We start from the raw sequence: 15,781 nt of genomic DNA on the forward strand, positions 1-15,781 counted from the left end.
TGGCCTTTCGTGGAGAGCCGCGCTGTGAAGCGCTGGCCCTGACGCATTTTACGCAACTTCGACGCTACGCGATGCACGGAGTCTGAGCGGGTGGCGGTCGCGCGACCAGCGATGCGATCCGCCCTAGGTTCTGGGCGATGGCGGCGAGAACAAACTCATCCTGGGCACCTCGCGGACCGCGCAGTCGGAGCCGACCTAGCTTCAGGATGCGCTTCAAATGTGCGAACCGCATCTCGATCTTCTTGCGCTCATGCCGAGACAGCTCGAAGCCCTCGGTGCCAGCGAACGACCGGGCAACGTCTCGAGCATGCTCATGGATATCGCGCGGGATCTTGCGTGATGGTTCCTTTGGACAGCACTGCGGTTTGAGCGGGCATACATCGCAATCGAGCTTGCTTGCACGATACAGAAGGGTCTTGCCCTCGTGCACGGTACCGCTGGTCCCAAGCCGCTTACCACCCGGGCAGTGATAGACGTCGCTGGCCGGGTCATATCGAAAGTCGCTCCGCGAAAAGGTGCCATTATCCCGCTTCGATTTATCGAACACAGGAATATGTGGCGCGATGCCCTTCTCCTCGACCAGCCAGTTTAGCATCGGAGCAGCTCCGTAAGCGGTATCTCCGATAAGCCGCTCTGGCTTGAGACCAAAGCTCCTCGGTCCGTTCGATCATGGTCTTTGCTGCGCCGACCTCGGCCTGGCGAATTGCGCGGGAGGCCTCGACGTCAACGATGACACCGAACTTCACGTCGATGAGATAGTTATCGGCGTACGCGAAGAATGCCGCCCCCTTGTGAGCCCCGGTCCACTGCGCTGCCGGATCGGATGGCGAGATAAACTTCGGGACGACATCACTGGCGGCGCCCCATGCCGTATCGTTGAGGGTCGCCAGATACTCCTTCACCGCGCGGCTAGACCTGGCCGGATCGCGATCCCTGCGCCAGTCCTGACCTGCGATCGAGCGCTGTTTGTTCGCGTCGGCCGCAATCAGGCTCGCATCGACTGCAAGTCCTTCGCCATCAACCAAGGCCGCGGCAATGCATGTCTCGACGATCCGTTCGAACACGCGGCGGAGAACATCGCCATCGCGGAAGCGCTCGTTGCGGGCGCGCGAGAACGCCGAATGATCCGGGACAGCGTCCTCGATACCGAGTTTGCAGAACCAGCGATAGGCGAGGTTCACCTGCACTTCACGGCAGATCAGCCGTTCAGAGCGGATCGCAAAGACATACCCCACGATCAGCATCCGGATCATCAGTTCCGGATCGATCGACGGGCGCCCCATCGACGAATAGTGAGATACAAGTTCACCGCGAAGCCAGGACAGATCGAGAGCAGCATCGATCTTCCGCACTAGATGATCTTCCGGAACCACGTCGCCAAGACGAAACTCGTAGAACAGTTGACCTTGGTCACTCTTCAGACGGCCCATCATGGATCGACCTCGCCGAGATTCGCGTCAACACAACGGAATCACGCCTCTCGGCCTGTCTCAACCGACTTTTGCAACAAAATCGGCCATGAGCCGACATGGCCAGCATAGGGTTCGCCGTTTGAGGATTTGTGATAAGCCAGCAGGAACACATTGAGACAACTGACAGGAGAATGCCATGCCCAGGACAAAGCTATCGGTCCCTGATGTAGCCGAGGCCGGCCCTGCTCTGTGGTCAAACGCCATACGGGCAGGCGACATGCTGTTCATCTCCGGCCAGGTGGCACGTCCGTTCGATGGCGGCACCGAGATGGTCGGCAAGGATGAGTACGGACAGAGCAAGCAAATATTTTCACGCATTGACCGCATCATCAAGGCGGCAGGTGGAACGATGGACAATTTGGTGAAGATGACGATCTACGTCGTCGACATCAAGAACAACACCGAGGTCTGGCGAGCACGCCGCGAGTTCTTCACGGGCGATTTTCCCGCTTCCACGCTTGTTGAAGTGCGATCCCTTGCGGGGCCGGAAGTGTTGGTGGAGATAGAAGCCGTTGCCTATCTAGGCAGGAGTTGAGATCCGCTTCGGGTCCAAAAGGCGACTTCGCCGACCCATCCGCACTTGATCAACACTCTCCCGAAGGCCGACATGGGCGGCCAAGATGGCCACGTCGGCTAAGGCCCATTAACGGGGATCCACCTCTGGAATACGCTGCGGCGCGCGATGTGGCGCAATGTCCAACGCGATGCGATCGTGTTCCAAAACGAACTATGATTCGGTTTAACAGCCCGCCGGCGTGAACCGGCGGGCTGTTCTTGTTGAGTCCTAATTTCCTCAAGCTGTCCTGGCGAAGATCATCAGGACGCCGTTGGCGACGGTGATAGCCACAACGTGTGACGAACTCAGGCCCTTGGCCTTAAGCGCGGATACCGCCTCCGGTGTCGTGTCGATGGAATCCCGAAGCTTTTGCAGGTCGTTTTCACTTGTCGTTGCGACGGCATCCTCGACCTTTGACCGCACCTCGGGCTTGAGGTCCTTGATGTTGATGACCTGTATGCTCCGGATGACGGTGGACTGGTCAGACTCAGCCTGTGGCGGCGCCTTTGGTTGCGCTCCTTGCGCTTGCACCCAAGCAGGCGCTCCGAGGGAGAGCGCTGCAATGATGACGGATGCCGTAAAGATACGCATGAGCATTCCTTTCTTGGTTTGCCCCCAACACCTCGCAGAACGCGTTTTCCTCGCTTGAGGTTCCTTGGTTGCGAACGGCTTTAATCTCTTCCGCGTTTCGCTTTGCTATCGGTGCTGGCATTGCCAATCGCCTGCTGAGCCCTGCCTACCCGGAACAGTGTGCCAAGATTGTGTCACTTGCTGGCCCCCTTACAAGCTTGCGGCATTTCAGAAATGCGATAAAAACTCAAGACGCTGCATCATTCGCTACGCAAGCGCACGACGGAAGCGCCGCTCGTGTTCGGTCCTCCATCAGCGCTTGGTCATACCGGCGCATCACTGCAGGCTGTCGCGCGCGGGATCTCGCGCGTGGAGGCCGGATAGCGTTCGAGGGCCTTTGCAGGCCGGATCGGCCGACGGGAAAACTCGCCGCCGCAGTTTGGGCAGCGCCCCTTGAGCCGCCCCTCCGCACAGCTCCTGCAGAAAGTACACTCAAATGAGCAGATCATCGCTTCCTGGCTGTCCGGCGGCAGTGGCGTACCGCAGCATTCGCATCCTGCTCTAAGCTCAAGCATCATCGTCATCCTTTGTGATGGCTAGGTTGCAATTGAGTTATTGGGCCGCCTGATGTCGCGCTGACGCGCTTTCCAAAAACGCGCGAATATAGCGATTGATGAGCGCCGGATGCTCATCCAAGATCCAGTGGCTTCCGCCCTCGATGCGGTGGATCGTCAAGTGGGGAACATACTTGTCGAGCCCATCATAATTTTGGGGTACAAGGAACTTGTCCCGGTCGCCATAGATGACGAGAGTCGGCATGGTAATGATTTGCGGAGATATCTCGTGGACATAGTTGCCATGGGCCGGTGACAATCCATCGGCAGGCCCCCACCCTTCCGCATGATACCAGGCAACCATTCCTTCAATAGCACCTGGCTGACGCCATGCAGCGAGGTAGGCTTCAAGGTCTTCCTTCGTGAAGAAGGAATGCTCAGCAAATGTCCGCTTCAACGCCTCGAAATCGTTTGCTGCAATTTTTGCCGCGCTATCCGGCCGGCGCAGCATTAGCCAATGCTTGCCACCGACTATCTGGCTCTCGTTGCAGTGAAGCTCGCGGTCGAATGTTGCAGGGTGCGAACCGGACATGACCACCAGGCGGTCGAGCATCTCGCGATGGTGCAGGGCGAACGAATAGCCGACGGCTGTCCCCCAATCATGACCAACCATGATGCAGGTCGAGAAGCCCAGATGCTGGACCAGACACTTCATGTCATCTGCCGCAACCCAGACCCCATTGTCCCGGAGATTTTTTGGCCGCGACGACAGATTCACGCTGCGCAGATCGACTGCCACAACCGTGTGGTCCTTTGCGAACTCGGCGAGCTGATGGCGGAAGGCATACCAATGCTGTGGAAATCCGTGCACGAACAACATGAGCGGGCCGGAGCCAGCAATGACATAGTGCAGGCGCGCCCCCTCCACATCCACAAACTGGTGTCGAAGCTCGGTCGCTGCGGTGGTGCTCATGGGAGACTCCTTGCAAGAAGCTGGAAGTTCGGTTGCGGGCTAAGTATTCGGGCTTTGCGGGGCCGCCAAGCTGGTCTTCGCCCACTGGGCGCGGTCTTTGCGCCAAAGAGCGTAGCGGTCAGGAAGACATCGCGCGCAAGGTCGGTAGCCGGCGGCGATAGCGGTCGTTTCATCGGCGAAGAACACGCGATGGCGCGTGTAATGCCCGCGCGCGATCCATTGCCGGGCGCTCCGACAATCGAGCCTTCCATAGCCTTTGAGCCGCCGATGCCCTCCGAGCAAGCCGGGCATATCACTAAGATACGAGCGACCATCGGCGCCAACCAGCTTGTACGGCATGGCCTTATCTCCGCGCCACGGCTCCCGCCGAGACCGATGAGCTCTCTTCGATTTCGTCGAGAAATGCCAAGACCGCGTCGGCGAAATCATCGGCCCTGTCGATCATCGGGCAATGGCCGCTTCCGAAGATGCAGGTCTGCTTTGCCCCGGGTATCCCTGCGGCTAACTGTTCGGCGTGCAACTTCTGGAAATCTCGGTCTTCATCACCCCAAACGACGAGCGTAGGAGAGCGGATCGCGCCGAGGCGGCCGAGTGTGTCGGCCTTCCTGGCGGCTGCGATTTGCCGCCGGACCGCCTCTCGCGGCGGCCGCGGGCCAGAGGCGAGAAAGACTTCGACGATCTTGGCAATCGGCGTCTTGCGAAAGAATGAGGGCCCGAAATTGAAGTAGATGCTCTGAGTAGCAAAGGCCTCATCCGATAGTTCTCGGCTGAAGGCTTCACGTATAGTCAGTAAAGCATCCAGCTCGCCATCGCCCTTCGACCACGTATTGGCGAGGATGAGGCCATTAACGCGGTCTGGCGCGCTCAGGGCGAGCTCCTGCGCGATCTGTCCGCCCAGCGAGTGTCCCATCACATGGGCCTTCTTGAGCCCGAGATGATCGAACAAGGCCAGGACATCGCCGGCCATGTCAGCAGGACCGTAGCCGGGCGCCTCGCAAACGCTGCTCCTGCCCGCATCCCGATTGTCGAACGAGATGACCCTGTGCGTGGCGGAGAGCTTCGGTAGAACGCGCCGCCATAGCCGCTCGTCGCCTGTTACCCCGGGAATCAGAACTAGCGGTTCGCCCGCTCCTTCCTCTGTGTACCAGAAGGTCAAATCGCTGTGCTTGAATGTTGCCATGGCAGGCTCCTTGGAAGAATGACGGCTATCGGCCGGCGGGAAAAAGCGCTTCCGCTTCGGCAAACCCATAGAAGCGGTCGGCAATTGCGTCCCACGTACCGGATGAGCGGATCTCCGATGCGATGTCGCGAAGATGTGCGAGAACCGAAAGCATGGCTGTTTGCCCAATGCTGACCCGGCTCGCGCCCGCCTCGAAGAGCGCCTTTGCGCTGGGCGCTCCAGGCATCGCCATGAGGCTAATGGGCCCACCGATGGCTCCCGAAAGATTTCGGATCGTGTCAGGATCCGTCAGCAAAGGGATAAAAACGATGTCGGCCCCGGCTTTCAGATAGGCGGCTCCACGCTGAGCCGTGATTGCTGCGCGCTCGGCCGCATCTGCCCCGACGCCGGCAAGGAAAGTGTCAATGCGGGCGTTGATGACGAGGGGTACACGGCTGTCGTTCGCGGCTGAACGCGCAGCTGCGATCCGGTCCTCCTGCGCTGCGATCTCGAACAATGGGGATTCGCCATGCTCATGCCTGCTATCCTCGAGATTGACGCCCGCAATACCCAAGTCGAGAACACCTCTCACGGTCCTTTCGACGTCATAGGGTGATGCCCCATAGCCAGCTTCAATGTCCGCATTGACCGGCACCGATACTGCCGCGACGATCGATGCAAACTCGCGCATCATCGACCCGCGAACGAGCTTCTCGCCGTCCCTGCGGCCACGTGCGTACGCTATTCCCGCGCTCGTTGTGCCGACCGCTGGAAAACCTGCTTCCTCAAAGATTCTGGCGCTCGCCGCATCCCACGCGTTCGGCAAGATGAGGCTGCCGGCGCGGTTTAACTCCAGAAACTTGGTCGCACGATCGAGGTGCGCATCGAATTTCATTGACGTTTCTTTCTCGGCTGGTCGCAGAGCATCTGCCTAAATCGCGCGCACATCTCCGTAATAAGCACCAGGATCAAGGCGCGGCCGATCGGGTTGGCAGGAGCACGCCTTCATGCTCGAGCAGCCAGCGCTTGCGCTCGAGCCCGCCGCCGTATCCCGTCAGCGACGAGTCCTTACCGATGACGCGATGGCAGGGAACGACAATGCCAACGGGGTTTGAACCATTTGCCATGCCGACGGCGCGAATGGCGTTCGGGCGGTCGATCTCGGTGGCAAGCAATCCATAGCTTGTCGTCTTCCCGGCAGGGATCTTGCGCAGGGCCGACCAGACTTCTCGCTGAAACGGTGTGCCGCCCGTCTCGACAGAGATCTCATCGATGGCTCTGACATCTCCCGCAAAGTACTTCTCCAAGCTCTGGCGCGCGGCAGATTGGTCAGCCGCTTGGACAAGACGATAGCCACCGACGCCAGAATGCAATCGCAGAAGGCGGTGCATGCGATCCTCGAAATTGAGCCAATCAAGGGCTCGCAGGGCGTCACGCTCGTCGGTCACAACGAGCATGTCACCCAGAACTGTCGACACCCGCTCAAGGCGGAGGACGAGGACGTTCGAACCGTTTCTTGCATTCCTAGCCAACGGACTCCCTCTCTCCTTTCCCGTGGTACCGACGCTTCCTGTTTCGCGCTTGGATCGGTTCGGCTATTGAGCGACGAAGCCGCCGTCGATGACAAACGGATGGCCGGAAACATAGGATGCAGCTTCGCTCGACAGGAAGAGCACGGTCCTCGCGACCTCGTCCGGCTCTGCGATGCGGCCCGCGGGCATCGCGCCAGTCACGCGTTCTTCGACGCCAGGCATCGAAAACCACCGCTTGACCATTTCCGTGCGCGTTGCGGCCGGACAAATTGCATTCACACGAATGCCCTTCTTTGCGTATTCGAGCGCAGCGGCCTTTGTCAGGCCGAGAAGGCCATGCTTGCTCGCGATGTAAGCCGATTGTCCAGGGCTTGCCACAAGACCGCTGACGGAGGCGGTGTTGATGATCGACCCTCCGCCATTGGCGAGCATCGCCGGGATTTCATATTTCATCGACAGGAAGGCGCCGAGAAGATTGGTCGCGAGCACGTTAACGAAGCCAGCTTCTTCTTCGTCGGCGATCAGCTTGCCCGCACGACCGATGCCGGCATTGTTGAAGGCGATGTCGAGCCGGCCAAATGTTTCGACCGTGCGCGACACCATGGCGCGGCAGTCATCTTCCTTGGACACATCGGCCTTGACGAACGCAGCCGTGCCGCCCGCATCCTTGATTGCGGCGACCACTGCCTCGCCCTCCTTTTCCCGGCGGCCAACGATCATTATTTTCGCGCCTTCTCGCGCAAAAAGCTGAGCCGTTGACTGCCCGATGCCGGTATTGCCACCGGTGACGAGCGCTACTTTGCCTTCCAGAATCATGCTCTCTCTCCAAAATTGAGCCTGCTGCATCGCAAATTGCGAGCTGGTTTTCTCGCAGGAATCGGACCTGGTCGTCGAAAACACCCGGGAGAGGTGATAGAGTCCGGAAACTGCCAGACTTCACTGGAGCGATATGAGATTGAGTCTCATGGATCTTAACCATGACGCCTGTTACCGAGCGATCTCGACCCGGGATGTTCGGTTCGATGGCCGGCTCTTCATCGGCGTTAAGACGACAGGCATCTATTGTCGGCCGATCTGTCCGGCGCGCGTTCCAAAAAAAGAAAACGTAACATTCTATTCGACGGCGGCGTCCGCCCACGAGGCGGGATTTCGTCCGTGCCTTCGATGCCGGCCCGAGGCCGCCCCCGACCTTGCCGCCTGGCAAGGAACATCCAGCACAGTGTCGCGCGCCCTCTCTCTCATCGAGGGAGGGGCTATGGACGATGGAGACGTCGTAGCCCTTGCCGATCGCTTGGGCGTTGGCGAGCGTCAGCTGCGTCGCCTGTTCCGCCGGCATTTGGGGGCATCGCCCATAACCGTAGCCCAAACGCGCCGCGTGCTATTGGCGAAGCAACTGATCCACGAAACCAGCCTCCCGATGACCGAAGTGGCGCTCGCCTCTGGTTTTGGCAGTGTGCGCCGGTTCAATCAGACGTTCCAACAATTGTACGGCCGCGCGCCAAGCGCTTTGCGTCGAAGCAGGGCCCCTGACGTATCCTCGGACGCTGCTGGCAGTGTGACGATCCGCCTGCGTTATCGTCCGCCCTATGACTGGTCGGCTATGCTGGGGTTTCTGCGGCTCCGCAGCATTCCCGGGATTGAGACGGTCGCTGGAGACGCCTATGCCCGCGCCATCGAACTCGACGGAGCGCAAGGGATCATCGTGGTTCGACCCACCGGCGAGAATGCGCTTGAGGCCATGGTCAGGTTTCCGAAACTGTCAGCGCTTCCCGCTATCATCGCGCGCTTGCGGCGCGTGTTCGATTTGGCTGCTGATCCCGCGGCGATCGAGTCGCATCTCACCAAGGACCCCGCGCTCGCGGCCATGATTAAGGCGCGGCCGGGATTGCGTGTGCCAGGCGCTTGGGACGGCTTTGAGCTTGCGGTGCGGGCCCTGCTCGGCCAACAAGTTACCGTGACTGCCGGCATCGCGCTTGCAGGCAAGCTGGTTGCCGCTCACGGTAAGCCGCTGAAGACGAGGCATGCCGACTTTCCCGAACTGACCCATGTGTTCCCGCGTCCGAAGCGGATTGCGGAAGCGGATCTTTCGCATCTTGGAATGCCAAGGAAGCGGATTGCCGCGCTGGCGGCCCTTGCCAATGCCGTGGTCGCCGACCCCAAGATCTTTGGTGCGCGTCGAAGTCTCGACGAAGCGATCGTGCAGCTGCGATCCCTCGCTGGTGTCGGCGAATGGACAGCCCAGTACATCGCGATGCGTGAGCTTCGTGAACCGGATGCCTTTCCGGCAGCAGATATCGGCCTGATGCGCGCGATGGAGGACTCGACGGGGCGGCGCCCAACTCCAACAGAGTTGCTAACACACGCGGAGGCTTGGCGGCCATGGCGCGCCTATGCCGCACAGCATTTGTGGTCGTCTTGGGCTGATCGAGCCGCCCAGGAACGTAAACCGAAAGAAGGCTCAAGAAAAACGCATGCAAAGGAACTTGTAAGCGAGCTTGAGCCTAGTATCCAATCCGCTGGCGCGATCTTGTCGCCCGAATTTAGCGATGAGGTCCGAAAAGCGCTTGGCGATCAATCCAGTTCCGCGACGTAGAGCGCCTCCTCGTCCATCGAGGCCATCATCGGCATCAGGAGATCGAGCCACTCGAGGAGGCGGCGTTCCGGACCGATCGTGCGGCCGAACACCATGCAGAGATGCGTATGGGCATTGACAAGCCTGGGAGCACGATCCTGCCGGTGGCATCGATGACTAGATCGCAATTCGGCACGGGATCAGCGGTACAACGCTCAACGGCGACGATTTCGCGGCCACGCTCCACGTGCGATCTTGCTAGGGTCTTTCCACTCGATCGTGGATTCGGCGGCCCTTTCGCGCGAAAAGCTTAAACAGCATGCGAATAGCCTCACAGCAGCGTCTCGACACTAGACGCAATCTCCAGTAAGCGCCGGTCTGCGTTCCTGCGGCCGATCAGCATCAACCCGGCGGAAAGACCGTCGAGCGACAACGGCAACGAGATCGACGGACAATCGAGCATGTTGGCGACGCGTGGATTGCGAAGTACCAGTCCATTGAACTCATGGAACGCGCTGTCCTCCTCCACCGACGACAGAAACTGCGCACGGATTGGCGTCGTCGACACGGCCGGTTGCAAGAGTCGGGCCCGAGTTGTCAGAGCCGGACAGTCTGTCCCCTTCACGGGACAGCCGCTCGAAGATCGCCCGGCGTGTCGGGTGATGCCGTTGCTGATTAACTCAAGAGACGAGCTTGGATTTGTGCTGACGTGCCTCTGTACTCGACACCGCAACGACTGAGCGCGTTTCTCCTCTAAGGACAAGAATAGGCAGTACCCACATAACTGGAGTTATTTGATATTAAGAGATGGTGCTGCATAGGCCCCAACCGCTGGCGCAGGCTCGCGCGCGGGTTCGTTCTCATCTGCTCGCGGGACCTGGATTCGGACTATCAAGCCAGTCGGAAGCCGCTGGAGCAGGCTGATCTCACCGCGGTGCCCGCTCACGGCATCGCGCGCAATAGAAAGCCCAAGACCGAAACCATCCCCCGCGAGTGCGCGCGCGTCATCACCCTTGAAAAAAGGTTCGAAGACCTTGGTTCGGAGAGCGGCCGGGATGCCAGGTCCGTCGTCAGATATGTCTATTTCTGCTGTCCCATCGTCACGGGCTCTCAGGTTCACAGTGACGAACGAGCCGTGCTTCACACCGTTCGCAACGATATTGCTGATCGCGCGCGTGAGAGTGGCCGGTCTACACGTCCAAGTGAGCCGACCCGGTCCCTCATAGGAAACGTTATGGCCCACATCGGCGAAATCGGCACAGACAGTTTGCAGAAGGCTGGGCAGATCGACGCGTGACATTACCTCGGTTCTTGCGTCATGGCGGAGATAATCCAACGTCTCGTTCAGCATGTGGCTGATCTGCTCGATCTCGCGCAGCATGCTTTCGCGCAAGCTTTGATCGGCAATCCTTTCCGCTCGCAGCCTCAGACGCGTGAGAGGCGTTCTGAGGTCATGACTGATGGCGGCGAGCATGCGCGTTCGATCATCAAGAAGGTTGCGGATACGGATCCGCATTTCATTGAGCGCGTCCGCGACCTGGGCGATCTCACGAGGAGCGCGGCGGTTGACCGCGTGATTGCTATCAGGAGAACGTCCAAATGATTGCGCTGCCGCGACGACGGCGGAGAGCGGCGCAATGATCCACCGGACAGCATAGATTGAAAGGAACAGGACGAAGACCAGAACGGTCGTTAGCGTCAAAGTGGTCGGCGCCAGAAGGAAGCTGTATGCGCTTGTCCCTGGAGATGCTTCAAAGATCAGGGCGGCGCGATCGTCCATTTTCACGACCAGTTGATAAGCGGGACCGGCCGGATATCGGGAGTCGGCGATAACCTCGATATTCTGACTAGATTCCAATTGGTGTGCGATTAGTCCAGACAGCACAGGCAGCTTGGCGTTGGGAGGCGATTTCTCCAGATCGGCCAGAGCCACGTATCTCACGTCGATGCCAGAACGCCGGGTGGCGGCTATGATGACGCCCACCTCAGTTGGACTGGCTGCAGAACGTACAAGCCGGGTAATGTTGGCAATCCGTCCGGCTGCAGCCGACGGGCCATCTCTGATGCCAAAGAACAGCAACATGGTGACGGTGAGCACGACCCCGAGCACCACGGAAACTGCGACAATGCTGGTGATTTGCGTTGTAATGCTGCGAGGGATCAGCCGATCCGGAAATTGCATCAGGTTTCCTCTACGTCCGGCGTGAACAGGTAGCCGCCTAGGCGTACCGTCTTGATCAGCATCGGATCTCGCGGATCGGCCTCAATCTTCTGGCGAATACGGCTGACGTGAACATCGATGCTGCGTTCGACCGGTCCTGCCAGGCCGCCATGAACTAATTCTAGCAGGCGCTCGCGCGAGAGAACGCGGCCGGGATTTCTACAGAAAGCCAGGAGCAGGTCGAACTCTACGCTAGTCATCGCGATCCTAACCCCTTCGGGGTCTTGTAACTGCCGCGTCGTGGGATTGATCCGCCATCCGGCGAACGCCAACTGTCGCGCGCGGAGGCGCGCGATCTCGCGCCCGTCTTGCGCGCGGCGCAGGAGCGCGCGGATGCGCGCCACCAACTCCCGCGAATTGAACGGCTTGGCAACATAGTCGTCAGCACCGATTTCCAGGCCGACGATTCGATCGACGTCCTCGCCCCGCGCTGTCACGATGATGATCGGTATTGTGGACGCCGCCCTGAGCCTGCGGCAAATGCTGAGGCCGTCTTCACCCGGCAGCATCACATCCAGTACGACTAGATCGACCGTTTCTCGTGCAAGGAGCGCATCCATCTCCACGGCCGAACCGACGGACAAGGCAACGAACCCGCTCTCCGATAGCACGTCCGTTAGCATCCGCGAGATCTCCGGGTCATCCTCCACGAGCAGGATGTGGGGTCTTGCAGCCGGGTGAGCGGTGTAGGCGGGTGGCACGACTTCGCCGCACTCAAATATCGACATTTCAGTAGACTCCGCAGATAGACCCATTATCCCAGCGACAATCTCTGACGTCACGGGCTCAAGTGCTTATTTTTATTACGGCATCGGCGCAAAGAGGCCCCACGGCAACATAACTTAACATTACTTAAACCTGGACTCCTCCGATGGCGACTATGTGTGCGTCGCAACGTTGCGCACGGAGGTTGCCGATCATGAGACGAATTCCACTCGTCCTCGCCACAATTGCTGTCGTTCTACCCAATACTGCCGAGGCTCAACTGAAGCAAAGCCCGCAAGCTGAGGTGAGCCAAGAGGTCAGACAGATGTGCCGGCAGGAAATCCAAAAAATCTGCCGACCGGGATTTGTGCCGAACCGGGCTGCGATCCAGCGCTGCATTAGTGAAAACAAGGAAAAGCTCCCCAAGCAATGCCTGCCGATCTTCCAGGGCAATTGATGCCCACCGCAGCAGCGTCCTCTTCGCGAGCGACTGAGCGGCGAAAGGCGATGGTCTTAGTCGCAATCAAGATGCTCACTGGAGATCGAGGAAAGTACCTGGGCATGGTACTGGGGCTTGTTTTTACGACCTTCATCATGACTCAGCAGCCGGCGATGTTCTTCGGGCTCGTGAAGAGGAGTTACGGCTTCGTCTCGGACGCGGCACTTGCCGACATCTGGGTGATGGACCCGATGGTGCGCTATATCGACGACGTCAAACCGCTGTCGGACACGACCGTCGCACGCGTACGCGGCGTTGAGGGTGTTGGCTGGGCCGTGCCGATCTATAAGGGCACAACACGGGTCCGTCTCGCCGACGGCAATTTCCAGAATTCCGTCCTGATCGGCCTCGACGATACGACATTGATCGGTGGGCCGCCCATCATACTGTCCGGCAAACTCGCTGACCTTCGGCGAGCAGACGGAGTGATCGTGAGCGCTGACGGGGCGAACAACCGCTTTGCTCGCCCAAGTCCACGCTCCAACGAACCGCCGATTCCACTCATGATCGGTGATGTCATTGAGATGAACGAGCGTCGGGCGGTGGTCGTCGGCATCAGCGAAGCCACCACAACCAACATGGGCGTGCCAACCATCTACACGACTTATTCTCGCGCCAAGTCTTACGTACCGAGCGAGAGGAAAACGCTGTCCTTCGTTTTGGTTAAGGCGAAGGCTGGAACTGAAGTGGGCCCAGTGATCTCCAACATTCGCCATTGGACGGGGCTTGCCGCCGTTACCAGGGAGCAATTCGAGCAGATGACGCTCTGGTACGTCATCCAAAACACGCCCGCGTTCACTCTCTTCGGACTCTCCGCCATCATCGGCTTTGGTGTCGGCGGCCTAATTGCCGGCCAGACCTTCTACAACTTCACACTTGAGAATCTACGTTATTTCGGCGTCATGAAGGCAATGGGTGCGACGAATCGAACGCTCCTCACGATGATCATGGCGCAGGCGCTCGTTGCTGGCGCGATCGGTTACGGTCTCGGCGTGGGTCTCATTTCGCTGTTCAGCCTTGTGATCGGACCCCGATTTCCGTTCGAACTGAGTTGGTCGCTGTTTCTCGTCAGCGCCTGCGGAATCGTTCTTCTATGCGTGATCGCTTCGGGCCTGAGCATGCGCAAAGTCATCCGTCTAGATCCGGCCTCCGTGTTCAAGACATGATCGCTGCAGCTGCAAGACAACATCTCGATGCTGGAGCAAGCGTCGTCTGCACCGACCTCACCAAAGTTTATGGGCAAGGCGCGCAGCAGGTGACCGCGCTACGCGGTGTCGATCTGGAAGTCGCCCGGGGCGAGCTCATCATGCTCGTCGGCCCATCCGGCTGCGGAAAGACGACGTTGATCTCGATTATCGCCGGCCTTCTCGATCATGACGGCGGGCGATGCGTTGTGCTCGGCGAGGATATTGAACGTATGGATCAAACGACCAAGGCCTCATTCAGGCGTCGGTCGCTTGGCTTTGTGTTCCAGGCTTTCAACCTGATTCCTCAACTGACGGCCGCTGAGAACGTCATGATTCCGCTCCTTCTGAACGGGATGAATGAAAGCGACGGCATTGCTAAAGCGCGTCAGGCGTTGGAGCGGGTCGGGCTCGCAGAACGTTCCGAACACTTTCCTTCTCAGCTGTCTGGTGGTCAGCAGCAAAGAGTCGCGATCGCTCGTGCTCTGGTCCACGAGCCGGAACTGGTCGTTTGTGACGAGCCGACCAGCGCGCTCGATCATGCGACCGGGCAACACGTGCTCGAGATCCTGCGCGGCATCGCCACAGGTGAAGGCCGTACTCTCATCGTCGTCACTCACGATCAGCGCATCCTCAGCTTTGCCGACCGGATCGCGCATATGGATGACGGCCGCATTACCCATTTCGAGGAGCCACGGAACGCAGCGGGAGCGACGTCTTGATGAAAAGCCGGCTTACCCTCCCGACACTAGGTGTGCTCGGCATTCTGGGCGGCCTCTGGCTTGTCCTCCAGGCAGGTACACCGCGCCCGGTAGCTCAGCCGATTGTGCAGCCGGCAGCAGCACCCTATCAAAGCTATGTTGCCGGCGGCGGCATGATCGAGGCCAGCACCCGCAACGTCGCTATCAGCACGCCAACCAGCGGGGTGATTGCGAAAGTCAATGTGAAGGTCGGCGACCGCGTGGAGCAGGGCCAGGCGCTATTTCACATCAATGGGCGTGATCTGGAAACCCAGCTTATCACGCGCCGGGCCGCTACGACGCTTGCGAAGATGCAGGTTCGAGAGGCCGAATTGTTGCTCGCTAATGCGCGTCGCCGGTTGGATCAAGCCAAGCCTCTTCACGACAGAAACGTGATTAGCCCGGATGAGTTCGCCGGCCGCGGACACGAGGCAGCGCTTGCGGACGCCAGACTCGCCTCTGCACGAGCCAATGCGGATCTAGCGGCCGCTCAACTGCAGGAAGCCGAAGCGGCGGTCGAGCGCCTCACGGTGCGTGCTCCCGTTGCCGGAGATATCCTTCAGGTGAACGTCGCCCCAGGAGAATATGCCCAGACCGGCACACTCTCCAAACCTCTCATCTTGATGGGAGACACGCAGACGCTCCATGTCCGGATTGATATCGACGAAAATGATGCATGGCGCTTTATTCAGGGCACACCAGCCAAGGGTTTCCTTCGGGGCAATAGCGCGATCAGCTTCGATTTGCGCTTCGCCTACGTCGAGCCCTTTGTCGTGCCAAAAACTTCCCTAACGGGGCTCAGCGCAGAGCGCGTCGACACGCGCGTACTCCAGGTCATCTACAGCGTCAATAGAGGGGATCTCCCGCTCTATGCCGGCCAACAGGTCGATGTCTACGTCAAAGCCGACGGCCGTGCCGTCGCGCCCAGGCGGGCAGATCCACAATCGGTCGAACATCGCCATCGGCCAACCGTGACCGTTCGATGAGGCAGGTCGGAAGGGAAATACCTTTTTGCCAGCTTCGATCATCCCGTTGATATGGCCG

17 protein-coding genes and 1 pseudogene are annotated in these 15,781 nt (G+C 59.5%); 6 read left to right on the forward strand and 12 right to left on the reverse strand.

The window, feature by feature from the left end:
• Positions 1–64 precede the first annotated feature (64 nt).
• A pseudogene (locus tag V1294_RS34055) lies at positions 65–1,433 on the reverse strand (transposase).
• 175 nt (positions 1,434–1,608) lie between these two features.
• On the opposite strand from V1294_RS34055, the gene V1294_RS34060 reads away from it, so the two are divergent.
• Positions 1,609–2,007 (forward strand): RidA family protein, encoded by a 399-nt coding sequence (locus V1294_RS34060; RefSeq protein WP_334503448.1) that lies wholly within the window; start codon positions 1,609–1,611, stop codon positions 2,005–2,007.
• 258 nt (positions 2,008–2,265) lie between these two features.
• Here the strand turns inward: V1294_RS34060 and V1294_RS34065 are convergent, their stop codons facing one another.
• From V1294_RS34065 to V1294_RS34100, 8 genes are all read right to left on the reverse strand, one after another.
• Entirely contained in the window at positions 2,266–2,619 is a 354-nt protein-coding gene (locus V1294_RS34065) for a hypothetical protein (protein WP_334503449.1), read from the reverse strand.
• A gap of 302 nt (positions 2,620–2,921) precedes the next feature.
• Positions 2,922–3,173, reverse strand: a complete 252-nt coding sequence (locus V1294_RS34070) for a DUF1272 domain-containing protein (protein WP_334503451.1) — start codon at positions 3,171–3,173, stop codon at positions 2,922–2,924.
• Positions 3,174–3,210: 37 nt separating this feature from the next.
• On the reverse strand, positions 3,211–4,125 hold the full coding sequence (locus V1294_RS34075) for an alpha/beta fold hydrolase (RefSeq protein WP_334503453.1): 915 nt from the start codon (positions 4,123–4,125) through the stop codon (positions 3,211–3,213).
• A gap of 39 nt (positions 4,126–4,164) precedes the next feature.
• Complete coding sequence (locus V1294_RS34080) at positions 4,165–4,464, reverse strand: Ada metal-binding domain-containing protein (RefSeq protein WP_334503455.1); 300 nt, start codon at positions 4,462–4,464, stop codon at positions 4,165–4,167.
• A 4-nt stretch (positions 4,465–4,468) separates the two neighbouring features.
• Positions 4,469–5,305: an alpha/beta fold hydrolase gene (locus tag V1294_RS34085; protein ID WP_334503456.1), complete on the reverse strand. Its 837-nt coding sequence runs from the start codon at positions 5,303–5,305 to the stop codon at positions 4,469–4,471.
• Positions 5,306–5,330: 25 nt separating this feature from the next.
• Positions 5,331–6,179 (reverse strand): isocitrate lyase/PEP mutase family protein, encoded by an 849-nt coding sequence (locus V1294_RS34090; RefSeq protein ID WP_334503457.1) that lies wholly within the window; start codon positions 6,177–6,179, stop codon positions 5,331–5,333.
• A gap of 73 nt (positions 6,180–6,252) precedes the next feature.
• Entirely contained in the window at positions 6,253–6,816 is a 564-nt protein-coding gene (ogt, locus tag V1294_RS34095; protein ID WP_334503458.1) for a methylated-DNA--[protein]-cysteine S-methyltransferase, read from the reverse strand.
• Between the two features lie 63 nt (positions 6,817–6,879).
• Positions 6,880–7,632: a glucose 1-dehydrogenase gene (locus V1294_RS34100; RefSeq protein WP_334503460.1), complete on the reverse strand. Its 753-nt coding sequence runs from the start codon at positions 7,630–7,632 to the stop codon at positions 6,880–6,882.
• 148 nt (positions 7,633–7,780) lie between these two features.
• Between V1294_RS34100 and V1294_RS34105 the strand changes: the two genes are divergently transcribed.
• The gene (locus tag V1294_RS34105) at positions 7,781–9,409 is read left to right on the forward strand and encodes an AlkA N-terminal domain-containing protein (RefSeq protein WP_334503462.1); all 1,629 of its coding nucleotides are present in this window, start codon (positions 7,781–7,783) and stop codon (positions 9,407–9,409) included.
• 310 nt (positions 9,410–9,719) lie between these two features.
• Here V1294_RS34105 and V1294_RS34110 read toward each other — a convergent pair whose 3' ends face one another.
• The 3 genes from V1294_RS34110 to V1294_RS34120 form a co-directional block, all read right to left on the reverse strand.
• Complete coding sequence (locus V1294_RS34110) at positions 9,720–9,956, reverse strand: hypothetical protein (RefSeq protein ID WP_334503464.1); 237 nt, start codon at positions 9,954–9,956, stop codon at positions 9,720–9,722.
• A gap of 222 nt (positions 9,957–10,178) precedes the next feature.
• On the reverse strand, positions 10,179–11,570 hold the full coding sequence (locus V1294_RS34115; protein ID WP_334503467.1) for an ATP-binding protein: 1,392 nt from the start codon (positions 11,568–11,570) through the stop codon (positions 10,179–10,181).
• Positions 11,570–12,337 (reverse strand): response regulator, encoded by a 768-nt coding sequence (locus tag V1294_RS34120; RefSeq protein WP_334503469.1) that lies wholly within the window; start codon positions 12,335–12,337, stop codon positions 11,570–11,572. Before V1294_RS34120 ends, V1294_RS34115 begins: the two co-directional genes overlap by 1 nt.
• 191 nt (positions 12,338–12,528) lie before the next feature.
• On the opposite strand from V1294_RS34120, the gene V1294_RS34125 reads away from it, so the two are divergent.
• From V1294_RS34125 to V1294_RS34140, 4 genes are read left to right on the forward strand one after another with little or no spacing between them, the layout of a single operon-like run.
• Positions 12,529–12,771 (forward strand): hypothetical protein, encoded by a 243-nt coding sequence (locus V1294_RS34125; protein WP_334503471.1) that lies wholly within the window; start codon positions 12,529–12,531, stop codon positions 12,769–12,771.
• Between the two features lie 50 nt (positions 12,772–12,821).
• Positions 12,822–13,979: an ABC transporter permease gene (locus tag V1294_RS34130; RefSeq protein ID WP_334503472.1), complete on the forward strand. Its 1,158-nt coding sequence runs from the start codon at positions 12,822–12,824 to the stop codon at positions 13,977–13,979.
• On the forward strand, positions 13,976–14,719 hold the full coding sequence (locus V1294_RS34135; protein ID WP_334503473.1) for an ABC transporter ATP-binding protein: 744 nt from the start codon (positions 13,976–13,978) through the stop codon (positions 14,717–14,719). Before V1294_RS34130 ends, V1294_RS34135 begins: the two co-directional genes overlap by 4 nt.
• Positions 14,719–15,723 (forward strand): efflux RND transporter periplasmic adaptor subunit, encoded by a 1,005-nt coding sequence (locus tag V1294_RS34140; protein WP_334503475.1) that lies wholly within the window; start codon positions 14,719–14,721, stop codon positions 15,721–15,723. The genes V1294_RS34135 and V1294_RS34140 overlap by 1 nt, the downstream gene beginning before the upstream one ends.
• Positions 15,724–15,781: the final 58 nt, after the last annotated feature.

The sequence above is a fragment of the Bradyrhizobium sp. AZCC 1678 genome, assembly GCF_036924765.1.
Classification (GTDB): Bacteria; Pseudomonadota; Alphaproteobacteria; order Rhizobiales; family Xanthobacteraceae; genus Bradyrhizobium; species Bradyrhizobium algeriense.